23 protein-coding genes are annotated in these 25,366 nt (G+C 58.3%); 14 read left to right on the plus strand and 9 right to left on the minus strand.

From position 1 onward, the window contains the following. The first annotated feature begins 53 nt into the window (after positions 1-53). From AABC73_RS22770 to AABC73_RS22790, 5 genes are all read left to right on the plus strand, one after another. Complete coding sequence (locus tag AABC73_RS22770) at positions 54-800, plus strand: amino acid ABC transporter permease (protein ID WP_341521065.1); 747 nt, start codon at positions 54-56, stop codon at positions 798-800. Beyond that, positions 797-1,465, plus strand: coding sequence for an ABC transporter permease subunit (locus AABC73_RS22775; RefSeq protein WP_341524309.1), 669 nt, complete (start codon positions 797-799; stop codon positions 1,463-1,465). The genes AABC73_RS22770 and AABC73_RS22775 overlap by 4 nt, the downstream gene beginning before the upstream one ends. Next, entirely contained in the window at positions 1,462-2,196 is a 735-nt protein-coding gene (locus tag AABC73_RS22780) for an amino acid ABC transporter ATP-binding protein (protein ID WP_065835428.1), read from the plus strand. The genes AABC73_RS22775 and AABC73_RS22780 overlap by 4 nt, the downstream gene beginning before the upstream one ends. Before the next feature lie 66 nt (positions 2,197-2,262). Next, positions 2,263-4,146, plus strand: a complete 1,884-nt coding sequence (locus tag AABC73_RS22785; RefSeq protein WP_065835429.1) for an ATP-binding protein — start codon at positions 2,263-2,265, stop codon at positions 4,144-4,146. Between the two features lie 131 nt (positions 4,147-4,277). Continuing rightward, entirely contained in the window at positions 4,278-5,603 is a 1,326-nt protein-coding gene (locus AABC73_RS22790; protein ID WP_341521066.1) for a sigma-54 dependent transcriptional regulator, read from the plus strand. A 130-nt stretch (positions 5,604-5,733) separates the two neighbouring features. On the opposite strand, the gene AABC73_RS22795 is transcribed toward AABC73_RS22790, so the two are convergent. The 3 genes from AABC73_RS22795 to metE form a co-directional block, all read right to left on the minus strand. After that, complete coding sequence (locus AABC73_RS22795; protein ID WP_341521067.1) at positions 5,734-6,381, minus strand: DsbA family oxidoreductase; 648 nt, start codon at positions 6,379-6,381, stop codon at positions 5,734-5,736. 56 nt (positions 6,382-6,437) lie between these two features. Beyond that, positions 6,438-7,430, minus strand: a complete 993-nt coding sequence (locus tag AABC73_RS22800; protein ID WP_341521068.1) for an alpha/beta hydrolase — start codon at positions 7,428-7,430, stop codon at positions 6,438-6,440. Between the two features lie 145 nt (positions 7,431-7,575). Next, complete coding sequence (metE, locus tag AABC73_RS22805; protein WP_341521069.1) at positions 7,576-9,885, minus strand: 5-methyltetrahydropteroyltriglutamate--homocysteine S-methyltransferase; 2,310 nt, start codon at positions 9,883-9,885, stop codon at positions 7,576-7,578. A 107-nt stretch (positions 9,886-9,992) separates the two neighbouring features. Between metE and metR the strand changes: the two genes are divergently transcribed. After that, the gene (gene metR / locus AABC73_RS22810) at positions 9,993-10,910 is read left to right on the plus strand and encodes a transcriptional regulator MetR (protein WP_065835433.1); all 918 of its coding nucleotides are present in this window, start codon (positions 9,993-9,995) and stop codon (positions 10,908-10,910) included. Between the two features lie 139 nt (positions 10,911-11,049). On the opposite strand, the gene AABC73_RS22815 is transcribed toward metR, so the two are convergent. From AABC73_RS22815 to AABC73_RS22825, 3 genes are all read right to left on the minus strand, one after another. Then, positions 11,050-11,457 carry an NUDIX domain-containing protein gene (locus AABC73_RS22815; protein ID WP_341521070.1) on the minus strand — a complete coding sequence of 136 codons (408 nt, stop codon included), beginning with the start codon at positions 11,455-11,457 and terminating at the stop codon, positions 11,050-11,052. Next, entirely contained in the window at positions 11,454-12,545 is a 1,092-nt protein-coding gene (ddlA, locus tag AABC73_RS22820) for a D-alanine--D-alanine ligase (RefSeq protein WP_341521071.1), read from the minus strand. The genes AABC73_RS22815 and ddlA overlap by 4 nt, the downstream gene beginning before the upstream one ends. Before the next feature lie 162 nt (positions 12,546-12,707). Continuing rightward, the gene (locus tag AABC73_RS22825; protein ID WP_341521072.1) at positions 12,708-12,989 is read right to left on the minus strand and encodes a type B 50S ribosomal protein L31; all 282 of its coding nucleotides are present in this window, start codon (positions 12,987-12,989) and stop codon (positions 12,708-12,710) included. Positions 12,990-13,185: 196 nt separating this feature from the next. Here AABC73_RS22825 and AABC73_RS22830 point away from each other — a divergent pair, with 196 nt between their 5' ends. From AABC73_RS22830 to AABC73_RS22850, 5 genes are all read left to right on the plus strand, one after another. Further along, positions 13,186-13,551 (plus strand): hypothetical protein, encoded by a 366-nt coding sequence (locus AABC73_RS22830; RefSeq protein ID WP_341521073.1) that lies wholly within the window; start codon positions 13,186-13,188, stop codon positions 13,549-13,551. A gap of 181 nt (positions 13,552-13,732) precedes the next feature. Beyond that, on the plus strand, positions 13,733-15,346 hold the full coding sequence (locus AABC73_RS22835) for an FMN-binding glutamate synthase family protein (RefSeq protein ID WP_331150800.1): 1,614 nt from the start codon (positions 13,733-13,735) through the stop codon (positions 15,344-15,346). 179 nt (positions 15,347-15,525) lie between these two features. After that, positions 15,526-16,668 (plus strand): OpgC domain-containing protein, encoded by a 1,143-nt coding sequence (locus AABC73_RS22840; protein WP_341521074.1) that lies wholly within the window; start codon positions 15,526-15,528, stop codon positions 16,666-16,668. Positions 16,669-16,783: 115 nt separating this feature from the next. Then, on the plus strand, positions 16,784-17,482 hold the full coding sequence (locus tag AABC73_RS22845) for a hypothetical protein (protein ID WP_341521075.1): 699 nt from the start codon (positions 16,784-16,786) through the stop codon (positions 17,480-17,482). Between the two features lie 48 nt (positions 17,483-17,530). Further along, positions 17,531-18,283 (plus strand): hypothetical protein, encoded by a 753-nt coding sequence (locus tag AABC73_RS22850; protein ID WP_341521076.1) that lies wholly within the window; start codon positions 17,531-17,533, stop codon positions 18,281-18,283. Positions 18,284-18,336: 53 nt separating this feature from the next. Here the strand turns inward: AABC73_RS22850 and AABC73_RS22855 are convergent, their stop codons facing one another. Continuing rightward, complete coding sequence (locus tag AABC73_RS22855; RefSeq protein ID WP_341521077.1) at positions 18,337-19,230, minus strand: hypothetical protein; 894 nt, start codon at positions 19,228-19,230, stop codon at positions 18,337-18,339. A gap of 248 nt (positions 19,231-19,478) precedes the next feature. Between AABC73_RS22855 and AABC73_RS22860 the strand changes: the two genes are divergently transcribed. From AABC73_RS22860 to AABC73_RS22870, 3 genes are all read left to right on the plus strand, one after another. Continuing rightward, positions 19,479-22,589, plus strand: coding sequence for a transglycosylase domain-containing protein (locus AABC73_RS22860; protein WP_341524310.1), 3,111 nt, complete (start codon positions 19,479-19,481; stop codon positions 22,587-22,589). Positions 22,590-22,793: 204 nt separating this feature from the next. Further along, entirely contained in the window at positions 22,794-23,378 is a 585-nt protein-coding gene (locus AABC73_RS22865; protein ID WP_341521078.1) for a PadR family transcriptional regulator, read from the plus strand. Then, complete coding sequence (locus AABC73_RS22870) at positions 23,375-24,145, plus strand: siderophore-interacting protein (protein WP_341521079.1); 771 nt, start codon at positions 23,375-23,377, stop codon at positions 24,143-24,145. The genes AABC73_RS22865 and AABC73_RS22870 overlap by 4 nt, the downstream gene beginning before the upstream one ends. Here AABC73_RS22870 and AABC73_RS22875 read toward each other — a convergent pair. Continuing rightward, positions 24,112-24,807, minus strand: coding sequence for a Pr6Pr family membrane protein (locus AABC73_RS22875; RefSeq protein ID WP_341521080.1), 696 nt, complete (start codon positions 24,805-24,807; stop codon positions 24,112-24,114). The two genes, AABC73_RS22870 and AABC73_RS22875, sit on opposite strands and share 34 nt — an antisense overlap. Positions 24,808-24,848: 41 nt before the next feature. Continuing rightward, complete coding sequence (locus AABC73_RS22880; protein ID WP_020288901.1) at positions 24,849-25,076, minus strand: VF530 family protein; 228 nt, start codon at positions 25,074-25,076, stop codon at positions 24,849-24,851. Positions 25,077-25,366 lie beyond the last annotated feature (290 nt).

Here is a 25,366-nt window from a genome sequence, read left to right on the forward strand (position 1 = left end):
GTCCTCTCAGGATGTCGTTGCAAGCATTTGGATCGATCAGAGGGGAGACCCTGATGAATTACAACTGGGACTGGGGCGTATTCTTCAAGTCCACCGGCGTTGGCAGCGAAACCTATCTGGACTGGTATATCTCCGGTCTGGGCTGGACTATCGCGATTGCCGTTGCCGCCTGGATCATCGCCTTGCTGCTGGGCTCCGTGCTCGGCGTCATGCGCACCGTACCGAGCCGTTGGGTATCGGGCATCGCCACGGTATACGTGGAAATCTTCCGTAATGTGCCGCTGCTGGTGCAGCTGTTCATCTGGTACTTCCTGGTACCGGACCTGCTGCCTGAACACATTCAGGAGTGGTACAAACAAGACCTCAACCCGACGACTTCAGCGTTCCTGAGCGTGGTGGTCTGTCTGGGTCTGTTTACCGCTGCCCGGGTTTGCGAACAGGTGCGTACTGGTATTCAGGCGTTGCCGCGTGGGCAGGAGTCCGCCGCGCGCGCCATGGGTTTCAAGCTGCCGCAGATCTACTGGAACGTGCTGCTGCCGCAGGCGTACCGGATCATTATTCCGCCGCTTACCTCCGAATTCCTCAACGTGTTCAAGAACTCATCGGTGGCCTCGCTGATCGGCTTGATGGAATTGCTCGCCCAGACCAAACAGACCGCCGAGTTTTCTGCGAACCTGTTCGAAGCCTTCACTCTGGCGACGGTGATCTACTTCACCTTGAACATGAGCCTGATGTTGCTGATGCGCGTGATCGAGAAGAAAGTCGCGGTGCCCGGTTTGATTTCCGTGGGGGGTAAATAATGGACTTCTCAGGAATCATCCCGGCCATACCCGGCCTGTGGAACGGCATGGTCATGACCTTGCAGTTGATGGTCATGGGCGTTGTCGGCGGCGTCATCCTCGGTACCTTGCTGGCGCTGATGCGTTTGTCGTCGAGCAAGCTGATGTCCCGGGTGGCGGGCGCTTACGTCAACTATTTCCGCTCGATCCCGCTGCTGCTGGTCATCACCTGGTTCTATCTGGCGGTGCCGTTCGTGCTGCGCTGGATCACCGGCGAAGACACGCCTATTGGTGCGTTCACCTCCTGCGTCGTGGCTTTCATGATGTTCGAGGCTGCGTACTTCTGCGAAATCGTCCGTGCCGGTGTGCAGTCGATTTCCAAGGGGCAAATGGGCGCCGCGCAAGCGCTGGGCATGACCTACGGGCAAATGATGCGGTTGATCATTCTGCCTCAGGCGTTTCGCAAGATGACCCCGCTGCTGCTGCAGCAAAGCATCATCCTGTTTCAGGACACCTCCCTGGTCTACACCGTCGGCCTGGTGGATTTCCTCAATGCCTCGCGCTCCAGTGGCGACATCATCGGCCGCTCCAATGAGTTCCTGATCATCGCCGGTCTGGTGTATTTCACGATCAGCTTTGCCGCCTCGCTGCTGGTGAAGCGTCTGCAAAAAAGGTTCGCCGTATGATTTCCATCAAAAGCATCAACAAGTGGTATGGGGACTTCCAGGTACTGACTGATTGCAGCACCGAGGTCAAGAAAGGCGAAGTGGTGGTGGTCTGCGGACCGTCCGGCTCCGGCAAATCGACCCTGATCAAATGCGTCAACGCGCTGGAACCGTTCCAGAAAGGCGACATCACCGTTGATGGCACTTCGATCGCCGATCCCAAGACCAATCTGCCCAAGCTGCGCTCGCGGGTCGGCATGGTGTTTCAGCACTTCGAGCTGTTCCCGCACCTGACCATCGTGGAAAACCTGACCATCGCGCAGATCAAGGTGCTGGGCCGCAGCAAGGCCGAAGCCACCGAGAAAGGCCTGAAACTGTTGGAGCGTGTCGGCCTGTCCGCCCACGCCAACAAGCATCCGGGTCAGCTTTCCGGTGGTCAGCAACAACGTGTGGCCATTGCCCGCGCCCTGGCCATGGACCCGATTGTCATGCTGTTCGACGAACCGACCTCCGCGCTGGACCCGGAAATGGTCAACGAAGTGCTCGACGTGATGGTGCAACTGGCCCACGAAGGCATGACCATGATGTGCGTAACCCACGAAATGGGCTTCGCCCGCAAAGTGGCGAACCGCGTGATCTTCATGGATCAGGGACAGATCGTCGAAGACTGCGAGAAAGAAGAATTCTTCGGTGATGTCAGCGCCCGCTCCGAGCGTGCGCAGCACTTCCTCGCCAAGATCCTTCAGCACTAAGCGATACCCCGGCGGCGGCCTGGCTCTTTAGCGAGTCAGGCCGCTGTTCGGCTCAGGACGACTGTGATGAAATGCGACCCCAATCTTTATCGCGCCGCGCCGCCATCACTCGCCGTGAAACCCCGCCTGATACGCCACCTGTTTTTGCCGCCGCTGATCATTGCGTTGATGATCGGCCTGGGCTACATCGCCTATCTGTTCAGTGAACACAACGGTATCAAGGCGCTCAAGGAGAATGGCGAACGTCAGCTGGAGCTGCACGCGCGCACCGTTGAAAGTGAAATCAACAAATACACCTATTTGCCCAGCGTGCTGGAGCTTGAGTCCAACGTTTCGGCGCTGCTCAAAGACCCGACGCCCGAGCTGCGGCAGAAGGTCAACGACTACCTCGAAGGTTTGAACCGCCGCAGCCGCAGCCGCGCCATTTATGTGCTGGACACCACCGGTCGCGTACTGGCCACCAGCAACTGGCGCGACGCCGACAGTTATCTGGGCGAAGACTTGTCGTTCCGTGCCTATTATCAGGACGCCGTGCGTGGCTTGCCCGGCCGTTTCTATGGCATCGGCAGCACCACCGGCGAACCCGGCTACTACCTGGCCCATGGCCTGGAAGAGCAAGGCAAGATCATCGGCGTCGCCGTGATCAAGGTTCAGCTCGAAGCCCTTGAACAGCGCTGGCAACGGGCGCGTCTGGAGGCATTCGTCAGTGACGAGAACGGCATCATCATTCTTTCCAGCGATCCGGCCCGACGCTTGAAATCGGTGCGTCCGTTGACGCCGGAAATCAAGGAACGCCTGGCGCGCAGCCTGCAATATTATTGGTTCCCGCTGAACGAGCTGGTGCCGCTGGAGCGCGAATCCCTGGCCGAAGGCGTGGAGAAACTGACCTTTCCGGCCAACGTCAGCGTCGATCACGAACACAAACAAGTGAGTTATCTGGCCCAGACCCGGCAACTGAGCGACACGCCCTGGCATTTGACCTTGCTGACCCCGCTGGAAGACCTGCGCCGGGAAGCGGGCAGCCAGGGCATGCTGGTGGCAGTGATCTGCGCGCTGGTGGCCTTCTTGCTGATCGCCTGGAATGAGCGGCGCAAAGTGCTCTCGACACGGCTTGCCGCGCGGGAAGCCTTGCAACAAGCCAATAACGAACTGGAACGCAAGATTGCCGAACGTACCGAGCACTTGCGCGCCAGCAACGAACGGCTCAAAGGCCAGATTCGCGAACGACGCCAGGCGGAAGACACACTGCGACGGGCCCAGGATGAACTGGTGCAGGCTGGCAAGTTGGCGGCCATCGGCCAGATGTCCACCAGCATCGCCCACGAACTGAATCAGCCGCTCGCGGCCTTGCGCACCTTGTCGGGCAATACCGTGCGCTTCCTTGAACGCGGCGCGCTGGATACGGCCAGCGCTAACCTGCGCACCATCAATGATCTGGTCGACCGCATGGGCCGCATCACCGCCAGCCTGCGCGCCTTCGCCCGACGCGGCGATGACAAGGGCCAGGCCTTGCTGAGCAAAGCGGTCGAGGCCGCGTTGCAATTGCTGGCCGGACGCCTGGAAAACTTTTCGCTGGATCTGCATCAGGATTTTGTCGACGCGCAACTGATGATCGACCAGACGCGTCTCGAACAGATTCTGGTCAACCTGATCGGCAATGCGCTGGATGCCATGAGCGCGCAACCGCTGCCTGAATTGTGGCTTGAAGGTTCGCTGGTAGACGGTCGCTATCGCCTGCTGGTGCGGGATAACGGCCATGGCATCGACGACGAAGCGCGCAAGCACCTGTTCGAACCGTTCTTTACCACCAAGCCCGGTGAACAAGGGCTGGGGCTCGGCTTGACCTTGTCGGCGAGCCTCGCCGCAGCCGCCGGCGGAAGCCTGGGCGCCGAGCATCCCACAACGGGCGGCACGGCGTTTGTGTTGTGTTTGCCATTGGTGCCGGTGTGACCGGTGGGAGCGAGCTTGCTCGCGAAGGCGATTTCGTTCACTGCGCAGGCCCGACGCATCGCCAACAAGTTGGCTCCTACACAGTCTGTACAGCTCGAATCAGAATTTGCGTCGCTTGATGAGAACCCCAAATGAACACTGACCTGACCGTACTCATCGTCGAAGACGACCCGCATGTCCTGCTCGGCTGCCAGCAGGCGCTGGCGCTGGAGGACATTCCCAGCGAAGGCGTCGGCAGTGCCGAAGAAGCCCTGGCGCGTATCGGCGACAACTTTGCCGGGATCGTCATCAGCGATATTCGCCTGCCCGGCATCGACGGTCTGGAACTGCTGACCCGGCTCAAGGCCCGCGACCGCAGCCTGCCGGTGGTGCTGATTACCGGCCATGGCGATATCTCCATGGCGGTGAATGCCATGCGCGACGGCGCCTATGACTTCATGGAAAAACCCTTCTCCCCCGAACGTCTGGTGGAAGTCACGCGTCGTGCCCTGGAGCAACGCGGGCTGGCCCGGGAAGTCTGGTCGCTGCGCAAGCAGCTGGCCGAGCGTGATTCACTGGAAGGCAAGATCATCGGTCGCTCGCCAGCCATGCAAAACCTGCGCGCCTTGATCGCCAACGTCGCCGACACATCGGCCAACGTGCTTATCGAAGGCGAGACCGGCACCGGCAAGGAACTGGTTGCCCGTTGCCTGCACGATTTCAGTCGTCGTCATGCCCAGCAGTTCGTCGCGCTGAACTGCGGCGGATTGCCGGAAAGCCTGTTTGAAACCGAGATTTTCGGCCATGAATCCAACGCCTTTACCGGCGCGGGCAAACGGCGCATCGGCAAGATCGAACACGCGCACAACGGCACGCTGTTCCTCGATGAAGTGGAAAGCATGCCGATCAACCTGCAAATCAAATTGTTGCGGGTCTTGCAGGAACGCACCCTGGAACGTCTGGGCTCCAACCAGAGCGTGGCGGTGGATTGCCGGGTGATCGCGGCAACCAAATCAGACCTGAATGAGATGGGTAAGGCCGGACAGTTTCGCAGCGACTTGTATTACCGCCTGAACGTCGTGACCCTGGAGTTGCCGCCGCTGCGCGAACGCCGCGAGGACATCTTGCAGCTGTTCGAGCACTTTTTGCAGTTGTCGTCATTACGCTTCGACCGGGAACCGCCGCAACTGGACCCGCAAACCGTTTCCAGCCTGATGAGCCATGACTGGCCCGGCAACGTGCGCGAACTGCGCAACGTCGCCGAGCGCTTCGCCCTCGGCTTGCCAGCCTTCAAGACCGCAAGCACCCACATCGACAGCCAGAGCCTGGGCTTTACCGAAGCCGTGGAAGCCTTCGAGAAAAACCTGCTTAGCGAGGCGCTACAACGCAGCGGCGGCAACCTGAGCCAGGCCAGCCAGGAACTGGGCATGGCCAAGACCACGCTGTTCGACAAGGTCAAGAAGTATGGGCTTGGTTAGCCAGGATCCGTAGGACCGGCTTTAGCCGGGAGGGCGGAAGGTCTGACGACGCAACTGCTGTTAATGTACCGGCCTGCTCCCGGCTAAAGCCGGTCCTATATGGGTTGTGTGATGGGGACCAGGGCGGTAGTTACGCATCCCCTGCCAGAATCTGCCGAATCGCCCCCACAAACACATCCACCGGCTGGCCGCCTGAAACGGCGTATTGATCATTGAACACGATGGTCGGCACCGAACTGATACCTCGGGAAACCCACAACTGCTCCAGCTCGCGAACTTCGGTGGCGTATTCGTTGCCGCTCAGCACGGCTTCGGCGCGCAGTCGATCCAGCCCGACTTTCTGCGCCACATCCGCCAAAACCTTATGGCTGGACGGGTCGGCCAGATCGGTGAAATAGGCCGTGAACAGCGCCTCTTTCAGCGCCTGCTGCTTACCTTCCAGCTCGGCCCAGTGCAGCAACCGATGCGCATCGAAAGTGTTGTAAATGCGCCGATTACCCTGGGAAAACGTAAAGCCCAATTCTTCCCCACGCAGGCGTATGTTTTCCCGATTGGCTTTCGATTGCTCTGGGGTGGAGCCGTATTTCTGCTGGATATGCTCGTCGATATCCTGACCTTCAGCGGGCATGTTCGGGTTCAGTTCGAACGGCTGGAAATGGATCTGCGCCCGGACTTCATCGCCCAGCTCAGCCAGCGCCTCGTTTAAGGCGCGCAGACCGACCACGCACCAGGGGCAAGAAACGTCCGAGACAAAATCGATTTTCAGGGGAGTCGTCATGGCAGGCTCACTCTAAGGAAACAGGCTGCCACGATACGCCTAACTCCCGGTGATATTCAAAGCTGCGCCATATGCCGACCGTCTTCATGCTGCGCGCGCAGGTAGGGCAACACCGCGCCCAGCAGCGGCGCCTTGAAGGCTTCCTGGAAACGATGGGCCAGGCCGGGAATCAACCGCAGCTGGCTGCCCTGAATATGCGCGGCCACATGCACGCCGTGCATCACCGGCAACAACGGGTCCGCCGTGCCGTGCACCACCAGCACCGGCAAGCGCAGGCGATCCAGCAGTTCGACGCGACTCGGCTCAGCCAGGATCGCCAGGATCTGCCGCTTCACACCTTCCGGATTGAACGCCCGGTCGTAGGAAGTCGCAGCCTGTTGCAGCAGCAGCGCACGATCATCTTTCACTTGCGGGCTGCCCAACGCGGCGAGCAAATCCGCCTGCTGTTCCAGCGCCGCCTCGCGGTTCGGCGCGCCACGTTTGGCGAGCAGTTGCAGTAACGCCGGATTGGGCATCGGCAAGCCTTGGGCGCCGGAGCTGGTCATGATCAAGGTCAGGCTTTCGATCCGCTGCGGTGCGAGATCCGCCAGATGCTGAGCAATCATGCCGCCCATGCTCGCGCCCAGCACATGAAATTGCCGGACGTGCAACGCATCCATCAGACCCAGCGCGTCATCGGCCATGTCGGTCAACGAATACGGCGCCGAAACCTGCAAGCCCAGCTTGAAGCGCAGCACTTCGTAGGTCAGGTTGGCATTGGCGGGCGGTTGGACCCAGCTCGACAGGCCGACATCGCGATTGTCGTAGCGGATGACCCGATAGCCTTGTTCGCACAGGGCGACCACCACTTCGTCCGGCCAGTGAATCAACTGCCCACCCAGGCCCATGACCAGCAGCAATGCAGGGTCGGATTCCCGGCCGATACTTTGGTAAGCCAGGCGCACTTGCTGGAGTTCAGCTATCTGCGTAGGAACGTTGACGTCGCATCGAGAGGCCGCAAAAGACGGCAAGCCGCACAAAAATGCGGCCAGGAAGAGAAACACGCGCATGAAAAAACACCAAAAAACAGATCCCCAGTAGGCAACGAGTTTGATGATGTTTTTCAAAGCGCGCTGCCACAGTTACGTGACAGTTTGATGAAGAGGGCTGAGCGGTCATTCTGGATCAACAAACATCGGCCTCGTGGGACAACTATCAGGCGAGCTGACTGCGCAACTGCCGCGCCGCCGCCACCATGTTCACCAATGCCGCTTCGGTCTCCGGCCAGGCGCGGGTTTTCAGGCCGCAATCCGGGTTGATCCACAAGCGCTCGGCCGGAATGCGCTGTACGGCCTTGGACATCAAGCGGACCATTTCTTCAGTGTCTGGCACCCGTGGCGAATGGATGTCGTAGACGCCGGGACCGATGTCGTTCGGATAATCGAACGCCTTGAAGGCTTGCAGCAATTCCATGTCCGAGCGCGAGGTTTCGATGGTGATGACGTCGGCGTCCATGGCGGCGATTGACTCGATCACGTCGTTGAATTCGCTGTAGCACATGTGGGTATGGATCTGCGTTTCGTCGCGCACGCCCGACGCGCACAGGCGGAATGCTTCCACCGCCCAGTCCAGATATTCCTGCCAGTTCGCCCGACGCAACGGCAGTCCTTCGCGGAATGCTGCTTCGTCGATCTGTACGATTTTGATACCGGCGGTTTCCAGATCCACCACTTCGTCGCGAATCGCCAGGGCCAGTTGCTGCGCCTGCACCTTGCGCGACACGTCTTCGCGAGGGAAAGACCACATCAGCATGGTCACCGGCCCGGTCAACATGCCTTTCATAACCTTGTCGGTCAGGCTTTGGGCGTAGCTGATCCAGTCCACGGTCATGGCCTGCGGACGGCTCAAATCGCCGAAGATCACCGCCGGCTTGACGCAGCGTGAGCCATAACTCTGCACCCAGCCAAAGCGCGTGAAGGCGTAGCCGTCCAGCTGCTCGGCGAAGTATTCAACCATGTCATTGCGTTCGGCCTCGCCATGCACCAGCACGTCCAGCCCCAGGCGTTCCTGGGTTTGCACCGCGTGGCGGATCTCGTGGCGCATCGCATCGGTGTAATCGTTGGCCGACAGGCGGCCCTGTTTCCAGGACTGACGCGCCAGACGAATGGACGGCGTTTGTGGGAATGAGCCGATAGTCGTTGTCGGAAATGCCGGCAGATTCAAGCGCGTCCGCTGTTGTTCGATACGCGCGGCAAAGGCCGATTGACGCTGGCTGTCGGCAGCGGTGATTGCCGCCAGACGTGCCTGCACTTCAGGTTTATGGATGCGCGGCGATTGCCCGCGGCTGATCTGTATCGCGCGACTTTCAGCCAGGGCGGCGTGCACTTCGGAAGATTCCGGCGCGTTCAAGGCCGCGCTGAGCAGCGAGATTTCTTCGCACTTCTGTACGGCAAACGCCAGCCAGCTCTTGAGCTCGGCATCGAGTTTATCTTCGCGCTGCACATCCACCGGGCTGTGCAGCAGTGAGCAGGAGCCGGAAACCCACAAGTTATCGCCAAAGCGCAGCTGCGCCTCACGCAATTGCGCCAGCGCCTGGTCAAGATCACAACGCCAGACGTTACGGCCATTGACCACGCCCAGGGACAACACTTTATAAGTCGGCAGACGGTCGAGCACCGCAGCCAATTGTTCCGGCGCGCGCACCAGATCGATGTGCAAACCGTCGACTGGCAGGGAAACCGCCAGGCCGAGGTTGTCTTCCAGACCGCCAAAATAGGTCGCCACCAGTTTTTTCAGCGGCGAATATTGCAGGCTGTGATAGGTACGTTCGAAGGCGTTCTTCCAGTCCTGCGGCAGATCCAGCGCCAGAATCGGCTCATCGATCTGCACCCATTCGACGCCCTGGGCAGCCAGACGCCCAAGGATTTCGCCGTACAGCGGCAACAGGCGCTCCAGCAGATCAAGCTTGTCGAAGCTGTCACCCTTGGCCTTGCCCAGCCACAGGTAAGTCAATGGGCCGATCACCACCGGCTTGACCTTATGGCCCAGCGTGCGGGCTTCGTCGACTTCTTCGAACAGCTGTTCCCAGCTCAACTTGAAACGCTGATCCTGAGTGAATTCCGGGACCAGATAGTGATAGTTGGTATCAAACCACTTGGTCAGTTCCTGCGCGTATTGCCCTTTGCCGTGAGCGCCATCGCAACACGTGGTCGCGCCCCGCGCCATGGCGAACAGCGTGTTCAAAGTTGGCAAGCCCCGGGCGTCGGTGGTGTCGGCGAAACGCTGGGGGATCACGCCGAAGGTCAGCGAATGGGTCAGAACCTGGTCGTACCAGGCGAAGTCACCCACCGGCAGCAGCTCGATACCCGCATCCTTTTGCAGCTGCCAATGAGCGGCGCGCAGTTCGCGACCGGCGTCGCGCAGGCCTTGCTCGTCCAGATCGCCCTTCCAGTGGGCTTCCAGAACTTTTTTCAATTCGCGATCAGCGCCGATGCGCGGAAAACCAAGTGTGTGGGCCAAGGCCATGATGCGTCCCTCCATAAAAGATGGCGCTATTGTCGACAGCGAAGGCAACATGAGACAAACTCATTGTTTTCGTGTTGATCACAAAATCCATTCATGGAGCGTCTGCGGTGCTTGAGATACGCCACCTGAAAACCCTGCACGCCTTGCGCGAAGCCGACAGCCTCGTGGAGGCCGCCGAGCGCCTGCACCTGACGCAATCGGCTCTGTCCCACCAGTTCAAGGAACTGGAAGAGCGTCTGGCCATGCAGCTGTTCGTGCGCAAGACCAAGCCGGTGCGCTTCACCAGCGCCGGCCTGCGCCTGCTGCAACTGGCTGACTCGGTACTGCCGCAATTGCGCAGTGCCGAGCGAGACATCGCCCGATTGGCGGGCGGCACAGCTGGGCGCCTGCACATGGCGATCGAATGCCACAGCTGTTTTCAGTGGCTGATGCCGACCATCGATCAGTTTCGCGATGCCTGGCCGGAAGTGGAGCTGGATCTGGCGTCGGGCTTCGCGTTCGCGCCGCTGCCTGCCCTGGCCCGTGGTGATCTGGATCTGGTGGTGACTTCCGATCCACTGGAACTGGCGGGTATTACTTATGTACCGCTGTTCACTTACGAAGCGATGTTAGCCGTTGCCAACCAGCACCCGCTGGCGAACAAGCCTTACATCGTGCCCGAGGATCTGCTCAAGGAAACGCTGATTACCTATCCGGTGGAACGCGACCGGCTGGATATCTTCACGCGCTTTCTGGAGCCCGCCGACATCGAACCGGCGCAGGTGCGAACGTCGGAACTCACGGTGATGATGATGCAGCTGGTCGCCAGCGGTCGTGGCGTGTGCGGCATGCCGCACTGGGCGCTGCATGAATACAGTTCGCGGGGTTATGTGAAAGCCAAGCGCCTGGGCGAGAAAGGGTTGTTCGCTACGCTGTACGCCGCCGTGCGCGCCGACATGCTCGACGCGCCGTACATGCGCGACTTCCTGCTGACCGCCAAGGACACCTCGTTCTCGACGCTGGATGGGGTCAGTGCAGTGCGGTAAATATGGGATTCGTAGGACCGGCTTCAGCCGGGAGGGCGAGCGTTCTGACGATACAGGTGCGGCGTATGGTCTGGCCTCCTCCCGGCTACAGCTCCTACACAATGCACTTCATATTTGAGCCAGCAAGCAGGGCCGAGCTTCAATATGCCGCCAGCATCCCCCGATAAATCGGCAATATCGAGTCCCGGGTCAGTGGGGCCAATGGCAGTTCGGGATGGCTGTGGGCGCTGATCCAGACCACCTCCTCGATCTCTGCCGCCGGTATCACATCACCGTCGATGCGTACTTCAAAAAGCTCGCAGCGCACTTCGAAGCCAGGCTCATTGGCAGCCGGTGCGGCGAACGAGCCGAGATACGCGGCCTGGACGGGATCAATCACCAAACCCAGTTCTTCCTCAAGCTCTCGCGCCAAGGCCACCGCAGGCGGCTCGCCGGGCTCGATCTTGCCGCCCGGTTGCATGAAGGCCGTGGTCCCGCGCTTGCGGACCAATAACGTGCGGCCATCCGTACCGATCAACAGTGCTGCGGCGATCTGAATGACCTTCATGAAAATATCTCGACCTTCAGCTGGCGCGCTTCATCGGCGCGCTCCAGCGCCAGGATGATCAACCGGTCAATCAGGCCTGCATAGGTCAAGCCGCTGGCCTGCCAGAGCTTGGGATACATGCTGATGGAGGTGAAGCCCGGAAGGGTATTGACCTCGTTAATGATGATGTCCCGCGCCTCGGTGACGAAGAAATCCACCCGGGCCAGCCCCGCGCATTCCAGTACTAGGTAAGCCTGCAGAGCCACTTCCCGCACCTGATCACTGAGTTCCGGCGCCAGCTCGGCGGGAATGGCGATCCGCGCCTGATCGCCGTTCAGGTATTTGGTGTCGTAGGCATAAAATTCGTCATTGGCGATGACTTCGCCGCATACGCTGACCTGTGGCTGGCGATTACCCAGCACCGCACATTCCACTTCGCGACCGACGATGCCCCGCTCGATCAACACCTTGTGATCGAACTCGAAAGCCAGCGCCAGCGCCGCGATAAAGCCCGCTTCGTCGCTGACTTTACTGACGCCCACGGACGAACCCTGGCTGGCCGGTTTGACGAACATCGGCAGGCCCAGCTTCGCCGCCACTTCTTCGAAGCGCACCGATTGCCCGCGAACCAGCACCACTGAAGGGGCGACGGCGATCCCGGCATCGCGCAGCAAACGTTTGGTGACGTCCTTGTCCATGCAGGCCGCCGAGGAGAGCACGTCCGGTCCGACAAAGGGGATCGCCAGCAGGCGCAGCAAGCCCTGCAATGAACCGTCTTCGCCGAACGCGCCGTGAATCAGCGGGAACACCACATCGATTCTCGGCAACTCGACGCCTGACGCGACGTCGACAAACTGCCCGGCCAGACTTCCCGGCAGTAATGACAAAAGCTTGCCCGACTCGCTGAGTTTGATCTGCGCAGGGTTATCGGCGTTGAGCAGGTAATCACGCTCATCGAAACGCAGCCAGCGACCTTGCTTGTCGATGCCGATCAAGGTCAGGTCATAACTGCCGCGATCGATCGCGTTGATCACGTTCCTGGCTGACTGCAGCGAGACTTCGTGTTCGCTGGATTGACCGCCGAAGAGGATGGCGACTGATGTTTTCAAAACGACAACTCCAGGTTTTCAGGCCGCAGAGTCAAAAGCAAATTGAAGCGTTAGTCCAGCGACGAAGCATGCCGGTTGTCATCCGGGCTGAAATCCAGGCAAAAAAATCCCGCGCGCCGGACGAACAGAACCTGATCGTCCAACGCGCGGGACCACGCGGCTTCATTGCGCGGCTTCAGCGTCTTTCTTGCCACCGGAGCCGAACGTTGCAAAGCGTTTGTTGAAGCCCGCGATACGGCCTTCGGTCGTGGTTTTACGCTGCTGCCCGGTGTACATCGGGTGCGAAGCGCTGGAAACATCGAGGGCTACGTAAGGGTAGGTCTTGCCGTCGGTGTGTTGTTGCGTACGCTCCGTATCAACTGTGGAGCCGATCAGGAAAAAGACATCGGCAGCGGTGTCGTGGAACAGTACGGTGCGGTACGTAGGGTGGATATCAGGTTTCATGTTGCCTCCAGATGAGTACGTAAACGATGTGTTATACAGTAACATAACATTCAATGTGAACCACCATCGATTGTCGTGACTTGCATCATTCGCGAACTTGATTAGGCAGGCGCTAGTCGCTAAGGTTCGAGCCGCTGCTGCTCAATCAATGACCCGGGATTGGTCTCCTGGCGTACAGGCCGGATGGAAACAAGCCATGTCTCAACCCGATCATTTTCAACTCCCCTCCTACGCGTACAACCGCCTGATTGAAGCCCGCGACTCGCTGCGTCTGCTGGATGGCTATGTCAATAAAACCGATGTGCTGTGCAACCCCTCAATGTTGGTGAGCTACGTCTCGATGCTGCAAGGCGCCTTGCAGGAAGTGATCGCCGCCAGTCAAGCTGCTGAACCTCGTGACACGTTCATGCGCAAGGCCGACGAACTCGGCTTCGTGGCGCTCAACCCCATGGAAATGAAGCTGATCGAGCATCTGCGCTGGACCAGCCTCGAAGGACGGGAAGATATCCATCAAATGGCGCTACAAACCCGCCGCGTGAAACCCTGGGTACTGGAGAGCTGATCTTTATAGGCCGATGCAGATTAGTTGGAGTGAGCGATAAACGCTCATCGCTCGACCGTTAGCGCAACAAATGCTGGCCTGCTCATTGGCTCAGCGAGCAGTATGCGCATCACCGTTATGAGCCCGCAGCGACAAAGATCGAGCGCGCCAATAAATCACCGTTATTAGCCCAGGAATACGTATGAGCCTGTCCCTTCTCAGTCGTTACGCTTTCTTTGTAGGTTGTGTGTTGTTCACGCTGTTCAGCTTGCCGTTCTTGCATCACGAATGGTTATGGCCATTTACCCTGGTCACCGGATTGCTTTCGATAGTCGGCATTTTCGATCTGCTGCAATCACCGCATTCGGTGCGGCGCAATTATCCAATCCTGGGCAACATTCGCTACGCCGTGGAGGCCATCCGCCCGGAAATTCGCCAATACCTGCTGGAATCCGACAGCGACGCCTTGCCCTTTTCCCGGGCGCAGCGTTCGCTGGTGTATTCGCGAGCGAAGAATGAGTCGGCAGACCGGCCTTTCGGTACGCTGATCGATGTCTACCAGACCGGCTTCGAATTCATCAGCCATTCCATGCGCCCCGCGCCGTTGAGCGATCCGAACTCATTTCGCGTCATCGTCGGCGGCCCGCAGTGCACGCAGCCGTACTCGGCTTCGTTGTTCAATATTTCCGCGATGAGTTTCGGCTCGCTCAGCGCCAATGCTATCCGCGCCTTGAATCAGGGCGCCAAACTCGGCAACTTCGCCCATGACACCGGCGAAGGCAGCATCAGCCCATATCACCGGGAAAACGGCGGCGACCTGACCTGGGAACTGGGCAGCGGCTATTTTGGCTGTCGCACCGCCGACGGACGATTCGATCCCGAGCGCTTCGCCAAACAGGCGCAGGATCCACAAGTGCGAATGATCGAAATCAAGATGAGCCAGGGCGCCAAACCCGGCCATGGCGGCATCCTGCCCAAGGACAAGGTGACCAAGGAAATCGCGGAAACCCGAGGCATCATGATGGGCGAGGATTGCGTCTCGCCATCACGGCACAGCGCATTCTCCACACCCAACGAAATGATGCAGTTCATCGCACAGTTGCGCGAGTTGTCCGGCGGCAAGCCGGTGGGTTTCAAGTTTTGCCTGGGCCATCCGTGGGAATTCATGGGTATCGCCAAGGCCATGCTGGAAACCGGCATCCTGCCCGACTTCATCGTGGTTGACGGCACCGAAGGCGGCACCGGCGCTGCTCCCGTGGAATTCACCGATCACATGGGCGTGCCGATGCGCGAAGGCCTGTTGTTCGTGCATAACACGCTGGTGGGCTTGAACCTGCGGGACAAGATCAAGCTCGGCGCCAGCGGCAAGATCGTCAGTGCGTTCGACATCGCCAGCGTGCTGGCCATCGGCGCCGACTGGGCCAACTCGGCGCGTGGCTTCATGTTCGCCATCGGCTGCATCCAGTCGCAAAGTTGCCACACCAACAAATGCCCGACCGGCGTCGCGACTCAGGACACTCTGCGCCAGCGTGCGCTGGTGGTACCGGACAAGGCCCAACGCGTCTTCAACTTTCACCGCAACACGCTCAAGGCCCTGGCAGAAATGATCGCAGCAGCCGGGCTGGATCACCCCTCGCAACTGGGCGCTCGGCACCTGGTGCGGCGCATGTCGGCGACGGAAGTGAAGCTGTTCTCGCAGTCCCATGTATTCCTGCAGCCCGGCCAGTTACTCACCGGCCCCATTGATGGCAGCTTCTATTCGAATATGTGGCAAATGGCTCGGGCAGACAGTTTCGAGCCCAACGCGATTGCCTGATTGCCCGCAAAAACCTCGATGGGCATGCAAGGTGCCCATTGAGACATTCTGTAATAGCCCCGTTTTGCATTTGCACCTATAACCCGCCAACCTTCCGCGCCGCCGCTCTGCTGGACCGGCGGCGTGAACCATGCCCGTGTATTGACCTCTACTTTTTACGACTTCAAGAGCCCACCGTTATGACCAACGGACGCGACCTGCGCATCGACTTCTTTCGAGGCCTGGCGCTGATCTTCATTTTTTGGGATCACGTGCCGGACAATCCCTTCGCCCAATTGACCGTACGTAATTTCGGCTTCAGCGACGCTGCGGAAATTTTCGTATTCCTGGCCGGCTACGCCGCGATCCTGGCCTACGGCCGCATCGCCCAACGCGACGGTTTTGTCGTCGCCTGCATCCGCATCCTGCGCCGCACCTGGGTGCTGTACGTGGTGCATATCTTCTTGCTGACTTTATTGATGGGTATCGTGTTCGTCGCCAACAATCACGTCGAAACCCGGGACATGGTCCGGGAAATGGGTCTGGAATACTTTGTCGGCAATCCACAGCAAGCGCTGGCCGATGAATTACTGCTGCGCTTCAAACCCAACCTGACTGACCCGCTGCCGCTGTACATTCTGCTGCTGCTCGCCCTGCCGCTGATCCTGCCGTTGATGCTGCGCAGTGTTGCACTGGCAGTCGGCTTGTCTTTGGCGCTGTACATGATGGTGCCGCTGTACGGCTGGAACCTTTCAGCCTACGAAGGTGGCGGCGTCTGGTATTTCAATCCGGTGGCCTGGCAATTGTTGTTCGTTCTCGGCGGCGCGTGTGCGCTGAAGTCACAAGCGAAATCGGCCACCAGCGCCGAGCCGGTTGCGCTGCTGCGCCAACCGCTGTTCATGCTCTGCGCCGCCTGCGTGTTGCTGGCGGGCGTGCTGACCGTCCTCTGGAAATTCCCTGAGCTGCACGCCGAGTTGGTGCCGCAGATCATCGCCGATATGCTCTACCCCATCAGCAAGACCGACCTTGCCCCCGTGCGCCTGCTGCACTTCCTGGCCCTGACTTACTGCGTGGCAAAACTGCTGCCCGTCGGCCAGAACTGGCTCGACAACTGGCCGGCGCAACAGACCTGTCGAATGGGGCGCTACTCGCTGGAAATCTTCTGCCTCGGCGTACTCCTCGCCCCGCTCGCCGACATGGCCAACGCCCTGGCGGGCGACACTTGGCCGATGCAAGTCTGCACCGCCCTCATCGGTCTGGCGCTGATGGTACTCATGGCCGCCTGGCTTGATCTCAACAAACGCCTGGGCAAATCCAAACCTGCCCAGGTGGTTGCTGTTTGAGAACGGCGTCGCACTGAAACTCCTTCTCGGAAGTTTCCCACAACTTTATCAGGCCAAGTTTTTTTGCAGTTGGCCGTTATGGAAGGGGAATGGATTAATTAGAGAGGGAGATAGTGTGAATATCAATCCGACCGCCCACCCAAGCGTAATCTATCCGCTTCCGACGCCACAAAAGGCTGATCCAGACGAAAAGGTCATAACCAGCGAGCGCACAGCGCAAATTTCTGGCCGATACATAATCGACAAGCCGTTCTACGTCTATGAGCACGCTCCCTGGATGAAGCCTTATCAATCAGCTGCCGGTCGTGAACTCTGGGAGAGCAAGACGGACCAAGAGCGGGACAATATAAAGGAAGAGTACCTAAACACGCTTCGTGGATCCGCCGAGACAGCACTAGACGGCATCTTCAAAGAATACTTTGAAATAAAACATGATCTTAAGTTTCTAAACCCGGAACTGGCAGAAAAATATTTCAGTTTTACGCTGGATGCAGAAGGCAATATCAAAGTCACTGACCCCGATAAGGTGTTGACGCCCAGCGACCTAGATTACCTTCAGGAGATATTCAGCCAACGTGCCACCCTGAAAGACAAGATGCACAACCATGCACGCGCTGTCATGGCGTACGTTGATCACAACAGCAAAACATTTGACAACCGGTTCATGCTCCGACTGGAGAACTACGAAGCAACGATTGACTACGTCGAGTTGCTAGCACGCAATCCCAGAGGCAACTTCATGTGGGGGCTGGAGGACCAGGTTATCAGGCGATGCAGCGCGCGGACAGAACCGTTGTTCGAGGCAACTGTGTAGCCGCCCATCAGTAGTGTCTGTTGCAAAACTAATTCTGGTGAGAAGTCTATGAACATTTCCAGCCCCAGCTATAGATCCCCTGGCTTAGAATCATCAACCCAGTCAGGTAAGTTACAAAAAGAGGCCACGCGCAATGAACCACCTGAATCGATAGATTCCAAAGCAGTGAGAGCTTCCGGAGCACTATCGAGCAAACCTGCTTCAGTGATAAGCGACGCTGTAATATTCCGGCGTCCGAACTGCCTGTTCGGGGCGATTACCGGAATGACGGCAGAGGAAAATTTATCGCGTGAGGACCGATATGGACGAATGGTTGATCTTATGGATAGCGAATGCTGTTGGACGTGTCGAACAATTGAAGCGATGGTGGTGAGAACCATTGCGCAAGTTGCTCTTGAGGACATCAAGTCCGAACTGGTCAACTTTAAAGCGTTTCTGGCTCTAAGCCAATCAGACCTTTCGGAAAAACCATTTCTCTTCACAGTCGACGGGGATGGGGAGGTATGCATTGTTGACTCCAATGAGCTAAATCCAATCGAAAAAGCAATACTGACCCAAGCGATACGCGACTATAAATCTCTGAGTTCGGCCATCCAGTACCACGCTAAAATTCTTATCCAGTACTCAAGCTACTTCAAACCCGAAGCAGATGAGGAACCACTGACTTTAAAAAACTTCAGCAGGCGCGTTGATTATGGAGCACTGCTCTCGAATCCAACCAATTTTATGGACATGTACGGAAACGGTAGCGCGATGAAGAAATCAGTCTACCCGCCAAATTTCGTCGATATCAAAGCGTGAAAAATGCCACGCTTTTTTAATGAAGGCAGGCGAGAGCGCCTGCCCTCATTAATTCACCAGCGGCCCGCACGCCCCCGATTCAACTGCTGACTGCAGATATGCGCAAATGCGGCCGGCACCTTGGACTTCTCTTTCAAGTCCTCCGGGCCGATATAACCGTCATACACAAACCAGCGAACAACATTGTAATTGGATAACCAATAATGAGTGCCGCGAATGTCATTTCGTTCCGAAAAGTGCTCTCCGCTGTAGCATTTGTCTAGTTTGAATGTCAGGCGAGCCTTTCCCGCATCGTCTGCCGGGGCAACTTTATATAAGTCAGGCTCTTCTGCTTTTAGATTTGAATACATCGTCAAGACAGCCTGACTTCCTTTCAGAGGTGCACCCACTGAGTCCGAATACTGGAGCTGATACGTCAGTTCTCCATGGGTTTGCAGGCCAACCACCCATCCGGTATCTGCCACTGGCACGCGGTTTACAACGGGCGGGCCTATCAGCGTTACATCCGACATGATGGGGTACGACCCAAAGCTTAGTTTATAACTAGCGGCTTGGTAAGGCTGATCATGCCGGTGCGTGACCCTGACCTTCACACTGTCACCAGGATTCAAATCAGAGACCACAGTGGTTTCATTTTGGCTTCTCGTCCTCCACTGTCCGTCAACAGAGTATTCAATTTTCATAAATCTTTCCGTATCGGGCATTTGATTTACCAATAATACCTTTTGCCCACGTATCGCCTGGAAGCTGTAACAATGCACGTCATATTTATTTGTTAAAGCATTAGTCAACAAATGAACCTGATCCGACAAAGCCTGACATACGGGCACATCAGATCCATTCCCCACAACACCTGCTACATCCCCTTGCGCATTCACCCCGCACGACCCCGCCAACAAAACAGCAGACGCAAGCGTACCGAGAATGATCTTTTTATTTTTGTTCATCACAAATCCTTGATGAGATTCAATCAATATATAAATTCACTTACACAGAGCGTTTAGGCCACTGACAAAACCGGACGTAACCACCCGACCTACCCATCGTCAACCACCGACGTTTATAAACAGACTGTTCCTACAAACGCTTCCGCCAATGCCCTACCCCAGCCTTCAGCAAAGATTTCTGCTGCCACGTCTGCCAGCGACTAAGCTTGTGTCAGGTGCGATTAACAGGTTTAACCGGGCCAATGGATATGGGTGTATTACGGCATTCCGATACGAAGCAGACTGCGCTGAACGTCGACAGTCAGGATCAGCCATCAATGCCGAAAAGCCCTCGCCACAGGCGTTATGCGTGGCGCGTGTTCTGGGTGTTGTTGGTCATGGGGCTGGTGGCGTTGGGTTTTGCCGTTGCTACCGAGTCGCGCAGTTCACGGCTGCAAGCCCGGGAATTCAGCCGTTTTGCGGCAAGCCTGAGCTACTCGCTGCAACCTGGCCCCAGCGATGCGGTGTTGTATCCGGGGGACGGACCGTTTGATAAGCGCCTGGGTTATTCGTCGCTGGATGAGTTTCTGCCGCGCCTGCTCAAGCGCGATTACCTGATCACTGAACAGACCCGTTTCTCTCCCGAACTTCTCGCTTACGGTCGGCGCGGATTTTTCGTGCCTTACGAAGAGAAAATTCAGGCAGGGCTGTCGATCACCGACTGTCGGGGTACTGATCTCTACCAGTTCCGCTATCCGCAGCAGTTCTATCCGAGCTATGCCTCGATTCCGCCGTTAGTGGTGCACAGCCTGTTGTTCATCGAGAACCGTGACTTGCTGGACGCGCAACAGCCTATGGCCAACCCGGCGGTGGACTGGCCACGGTTTGCCAAGGCCGCCGTGTCGCAGCTGACGAAAATGATCGGGTTGCCCGGTCAATCGGCAGGCGGCAGCACGCTGGCCACGCAGCTGGAAAAATACCGTCACTCGCCCGATGGCTTGACTCAATCGGGCTCCGAGAAGCTGCGGCAGATGGTTTCCGCCAGCGTGCGCGCTTATCAACCCGGCGAACAAACCCTGGAGGCCCGGCAACGGGTGGTGCGCGACTATTTGAATAGCGTGCCGTTGTCGGCCGTGCCGGGCCATGGCGAAGTGCATGGGTTGGCCGAAGGTTTGCGGGTCTGGTATGGGGCGGATTTCTTGCGCACCAACCAGTTGCTGGCGTCCACCGCCAGCGACCCGCAAAGCCTGGCCGCGCGAGGCCTGGCTTTGCGTGAAGTGCTGTCACTGGTGATTGCCCAGCGGCGCCCGTCGCACTATCTGGCCAAGGGCCGCACGGAACTGGCTGACCTGACCGATAGCCATATCCGCCTGCTGGCGCAGAATAAAGTCATTGATCAGAGCCTGGCGGATGCGGCGCTGAACAGCACGGTCACTTACCGCAACTGGATTCAGCAGCCGACCATCCAGCCGATTGAAACCAACAAGGGCATCAGTGTGGCGCGCAGTCGCCTGTCGGGGATGCTCAATCGCCCGCTCTACGATCTGGATCGCCTGGACCTGTCAGCCACCACCACCTTGCAAAGCGAGTTGCAGACGCGTGTCGGCCAGTACCTGCGCGATTTGGCTGACCCGGCTTTTGCAGCGAACGTCGGGCTGCTGGGCGAGCGTTTGCTGACACCCGCCAGTACCGCGCAAGTGCGTTACAGCTTCACCCTGTTCGAGCGGGGCCCGGACGGTTCGCGGGTGCGGGTGCAAACCGACAGCACCGACCAGCCGTTCGATATCAACGAAGGCAGCAAGCTGGAACTGGGTTCCACGGCGAAGATGCGGGTGCTGACGACTTATCTGGAAATGATCGCCGAGTTGCACGAGCGCTACTCGGGGCTGACCTCGGCGCAACTGAGCAAAACCCCGGTAGAAGAACAGGATCGCCTGACTCGCTGGGCGGTGGATTATCTGGCGCAGAACAAGGACCGCAGTTTGCCGAAGATGCTTTCTGCGGCCCTGGATCGGCATTACTCGGCGAGCCCCGGGGAAAGCTTTTTCACCGGCGGAGGCCTGCATCATTTCAACAACTTCCGCAAAGAGGATAACGGGCGCAATCCAACGCTTCGCGAGGCGTTGCGTGAGTCGATCAACTTGCCGTTCATTCGTTTGATGCGCGATCTGGTGCGTTACAGCACGTACCAGGCGCCCAGCAACAGCGCCGAGTTGCTCAAGGACGATGACAACCCGCGTCGCCAGGAATACCTCGCACGCTTCGCGGATCGGGAAGGCACGGTTTTTCTGCTGCGATTCTGGAAACGCTACAAGGACAAGACCACCCAGGAGCGGCTGGACACCTTCCTCGACGGCGTGCATCCCACAGCGCCGCGACTGGCGGCAGTTCATCGCTACTTGCTGCCGGAAGCCGATCAGACGGCATTCAACTTGTTTGTTCGGGCACATATGGCGGAAGCAAAAATTGGCCCGAAATTGAACGAAAAGCGCCTGGCCGAGCTGTATCAGAGCTACGGCCCTGGCGCCTACGATTTGCCGGATCAGGGCTATATCGCCAGGGTTCACCCGCTGGATCTGTGGCTGGTGGGTTATCTGCTGAAAAACCCGGAGGCGCAGTTCAAGGATGCGGTTGCGGCCAGCCATTTCGAGCGTCAGGAAGTCTACGGCTGGTTGTTCAAAAGCCGGCATAAAAGCGCCCGCGACAGCCGCATCCGCACCATGCTGGAGATCGAAGCGTTCCTCGATATTCATCAACGCTGGCAGCGGGTCGGCTACCCGTTCGACCATCTGGTGCCTTCCCTGGCGACAGCAATCGGCAGCTCGGGCGACCGTCCTGCGGCGTTGGCGGAGTTGATCGGTATCATCCAGAACGATGGTATTCGCTTGCCGACCTTGCGCATCGACAGCCTGCATTTTGCCGCCGACACACCCTACGAAACGCGCTTCGCCAATAATCCGGAACTCGGCAAGCGCGTATTGCCATCCGAAGTGGCGACGGCCATGCGCGAAGCCTTGTCGCAAGTGGTAGAAGGCGGCACGGCCAAGCGCGTGCTAGGCAGTTTCAAATTGCCGGATGGCAGCCCGCTGCCGATGGGCGGCAAAACCGGCACCGGCGACAACCGCATCGAAAGCATCGGCGCGGGTGGTCGCATCCTCAGCTCCAGGGCGATAAACCGCACGGCGACCTTCGTGTTCTATCTGGGCGACAACCACTTCGGCACGCTTACCGCCTTCGTGCCAGGCAAGGCAGCAGAAGGGTTTCGTTTCACCTCGGCGCTGCCGGTGCAGGTGCTCAAGGGCATGGCACCGATCCTGAGTCCTTATCTTGAGCCTGGGATGCATACGCAGTGCAGTGTGATTAATACCCAATCTTTGTAGGCCTCCACCAGAGATTTGGTGGGAGCAAGCTTGCTTGCGAATATTTCAGGTTCAAAAATGTGTCGGATGTAAGACTCCTTCGCGAGCAAGCTCGCTCCCACACAAATGCTGATGTGTGGCAGATGAGAACCGTTCGTCTTTATCTCTTGCTTAATGGCTAAGATATATCTTAAGGTATATCTAACTTGCACAGGAGATAGCGAAATGCGTGATGACCATCACCACAATGAACACCGCCCCCATCACCGCGACCATGGCGAAGGTCGTGACGGTTTTGAGAAGCGTCCTCGCGGCGAACGCGGTGGCCGTGGGCCTCGGGTGTTTGCGCCGGGGGATCTGAAGTTGCTGTTGCTGGCGTTGATCGCCGAACAGCCTTGCCACGGCTACGACCTGATCCGCCAGATCGAAAGCATGTTCGATGGCGCCTACAGCCCAAGCCCCGGCGTGATTTATCCGACCCTGACCTTTCTTGAAGAAAGCGAATTGATCGAAGGCAGCGCCCACGGCGGCAAAAAACACTACGCCATCACCGAAGCGGGTCGCGCCTCATTGACCGAACAAGCCGTGGCGCTGGACGGCGTGCGTATGCGCATCGACGTCAGCAAGCGTTCCTTGCGCGGTCACGAACGGCCGCCGGAAATCCATGAAGCCGTCAACAACCTGCGTCACGCCATGCATCTGCATGACGGCCGCTGGAGCCCGGAAGAAATCCTGCGGGTTTGCGACCTGCTCAACAACACTGCCAAAGCCATCGTCGATGGCCCCCAAGCGTCGGAGAAGTCCGTATGAATTCGCAACAATCGATCCATCGCGTCAGCCATGAAATCAAACGGCGTAAGTTGCAGGTGCTGCGCGTAACAGACATCACCCCGAAGATGCGTCGGATTACGCTGCACGGGCCGGAGCTGACGGGCTTTATCAGCCTGGGAACCGACGATCACGTAAAGCTGATTTTTCCGCGCACCCCGCAAGAACAACAAGCGATGGAAACCATGAAGCTCGGCGCGCCGGATGACGGCCCGCGCCCGGCCATGCGCGATTACACGCCGCGTCGTTATGACGCCGAAAGCGGCGAACTGGACATCGATTTCGTGCTGCACGGCGAAGGCCCGGCCGCAACCTGGGCAGCACAGGCTGAGCCGGGGCAGTTCCTGTACATCGGTGGCCCGCGTGGTTCGATGATCGTGCCGGATATGTTCGACAGCTACTTGCTGATCGGCGATGAAACCGCCCTGCCCGCCATCGCTCGGCGCCTTGAAGGCCTGCCGGCCAATCGCTGCGCGCTGGTGGTGGTCGAAGTTGCGGATATGGGCGAGCAGCAGGTGTTCCAGAGTCAGGCGCAAGTGGATGTGATCTGGATCGTGCGCGGCGAGCAGGATCTGGTGGACGTCACCCGGCGCCTGGAAATGCCCGAAGGCCAGCTGTACACCTGGGTCGCCACCGAAGCGGCATTGTCGCGCAGGATTCGGCGCGTGTTGCTCGGTGAATTCGGCCTGGATGAAGCCCTGGTCAAGTGTTCGGGTTACTGGCGGCTTGATGAACGGGATGAGGGGTAATCTCCGTTGGAGCGAGGCCCCTTGAATCGATCCACGCCCACCAGCAACAAACCAACCCCCACAAACCCCGCCAACACTCCGCCTGCATTGATGAAGGCCCTGGCAAAGCCGATGGTTCCCGCATCAACGAAGGGGTACATGTAATCGCCGAGGGAATTGCCGCGTAGCAGCACGTAGGCAAAGTAGACAATTGGGTAAAGAATCCACAGCAGCACATGTCTGAGTTGCAACACGCCCTTGGGCACGTACAGCCACCAATAAAGCAGGAACAGCAGCGGCATCACGTCATGGAGCAATTCGTCCGCGACCCATTGCCAGCCTTCGGGCTGCCACAAATGGCGCAACAGAATGTTGTAGGCCAGGCCGACCAGGACAATGCTGGTCGCAATACCGCTGCATACCACTGGATGGCGAAAAAAACGCTGCGCCGCTGCGGTGCTGCGGCTCAGCGCACAAGTCAGGGCAACTGCCGCCAGCGTGTTACTCAATACCGTGAAGAAGCTGAAAAACCGCACCAGGCCGCCGACCAGACTGGCGTCGTCTGCCCAGCGCGCGAAGAGAATCAGATACAGCTGAATGACCAGTCCCGACCAGCCCAGGCTCGCGGCAATGATCGTGTAGCGGCGCTGTCCTTGCGCGGGTTGCGTGTGCTCGGCGTACATCAGTGTTAATCCTTGAGGCCCTGACTCCAGGCCGGACGGTGTTACCAACCCTTGCTGCGGTGCAACTTCACATACAACGCTTCGACCTTTTCCCGAGCCCAAGGGGTCTTGCGCAGAAAAGTCAGGCTGGACTTGATGCTCGGGTCGCTCTTGAAGCAGCGAATATCAATGCGTTCAGCCAGGCCGGACCACTCGTAATGCTCAACCAGAGCGTTGAGGATCTGTTCCAGCGTCACGCCATGCAGAGGGTTGGAATGCTGTGTTGTCATGCGGAACCTTCGAGTTGAATGATCAATGGCGTTCAAAGAGCTGCGCACCTTAGCCGAGCCTTCTGACAGCGGGAAGAGCTTAGCGTGCGAAGGCTTCGGATTGTCGCACTGCTAATGGCCATTAAAAGTGTAGGACGCATCCTGAACACAGGACGGATAAGCACCTGACCGAGGCAGCACGGCAAATTGGCGATGGATCGCTTGATGCGATAAATGTTATGTTATAACAACAAATAACATCCCATCGCTCGACCCCTGCGTTGCTTCGCGCATCCGCACTGCCAAGGAAA

Origin of the sequence: Pseudomonas sp. G.S.17 (genome assembly GCF_038096165.1) — a bacterium.
GTDB lineage: Bacteria > Pseudomonadota > Gammaproteobacteria > Pseudomonadales > Pseudomonadaceae > Aquipseudomonas.

Excerpts from the sequence above, each read along its gene's own strand:
- AABC73_RS22880 (WP_020288901.1), bottom strand. The coding sequence starts at position 25,076 with ATGACAACACAGCATTCCAACCCTCTGCATGGCGTGACGCTGGAACAG.
- AABC73_RS22865 (WP_341521078.1), top strand. The coding sequence starts at position 22,794 with ATGCGTGATGACCATCACCACAATGAACACCGCCCCCATCACCGCGAC.
- AABC73_RS22870 (WP_341521079.1), top strand. The coding sequence starts at position 23,375 with ATGAATTCGCAACAATCGATCCATCGCGTCAGCCATGAAATCAAACGG.
- AABC73_RS22830 (WP_341521073.1), top strand. The coding sequence starts at position 13,186 with ATGTCTCAACCCGATCATTTTCAACTCCCCTCCTACGCGTACAACCGC.
- AABC73_RS22790 (WP_341521066.1), top strand. The coding sequence starts at position 4,278 with ATGAACACTGACCTGACCGTACTCATCGTCGAAGACGACCCGCATGTC.
- AABC73_RS22770 (WP_341521065.1), top strand. The coding sequence starts at position 54 with ATGAATTACAACTGGGACTGGGGCGTATTCTTCAAGTCCACCGGCGTT.
- AABC73_RS22875 (WP_341521080.1), bottom strand. The coding sequence starts at position 24,807 with ATGTACGCCGAGCACACGCAACCCGCGCAAGGACAGCGCCGCTACACG.
- AABC73_RS22835 (WP_331150800.1), top strand. The coding sequence starts at position 13,733 with ATGAGCCTGTCCCTTCTCAGTCGTTACGCTTTCTTTGTAGGTTGTGTG.
- AABC73_RS22860 (WP_341524310.1), top strand. The coding sequence starts at position 19,479 with ATGGGTGTATTACGGCATTCCGATACGAAGCAGACTGCGCTGAACGTC.
- AABC73_RS22800 (WP_341521068.1), bottom strand. The coding sequence starts at position 7,430 with ATGCGCGTGTTTCTCTTCCTGGCCGCATTTTTGTGCGGCTTGCCGTCT.
- AABC73_RS22855 (WP_341521077.1), bottom strand. The coding sequence starts at position 19,230 with ATGAACAAAAATAAAAAGATCATTCTCGGTACGCTTGCGTCTGCTGTT.
- AABC73_RS22795 (WP_341521067.1), bottom strand. The coding sequence starts at position 6,381 with ATGACGACTCCCCTGAAAATCGATTTTGTCTCGGACGTTTCTTGCCCC.
- metE (WP_341521069.1), bottom strand. The coding sequence starts at position 9,885 with ATGGCCTTGGCCCACACACTTGGTTTTCCGCGCATCGGCGCTGATCGC.
- AABC73_RS22825 (WP_341521072.1), bottom strand. The coding sequence starts at position 12,989 with ATGAAACCTGATATCCACCCTACGTACCGCACCGTACTGTTCCACGAC.
- AABC73_RS22785 (WP_065835429.1), top strand. The coding sequence starts at position 2,263 with ATGAAATGCGACCCCAATCTTTATCGCGCCGCGCCGCCATCACTCGCC.
- AABC73_RS22850 (WP_341521076.1), top strand. The coding sequence starts at position 17,531 with ATGAACATTTCCAGCCCCAGCTATAGATCCCCTGGCTTAGAATCATCA.
- AABC73_RS22840 (WP_341521074.1), top strand. The coding sequence starts at position 15,526 with ATGACCAACGGACGCGACCTGCGCATCGACTTCTTTCGAGGCCTGGCG.
- AABC73_RS22815 (WP_341521070.1), bottom strand. The coding sequence starts at position 11,457 with ATGAAGGTCATTCAGATCGCCGCAGCACTGTTGATCGGTACGGATGGC.
- AABC73_RS22780 (WP_065835428.1), top strand. The coding sequence starts at position 1,462 with ATGATTTCCATCAAAAGCATCAACAAGTGGTATGGGGACTTCCAGGTA.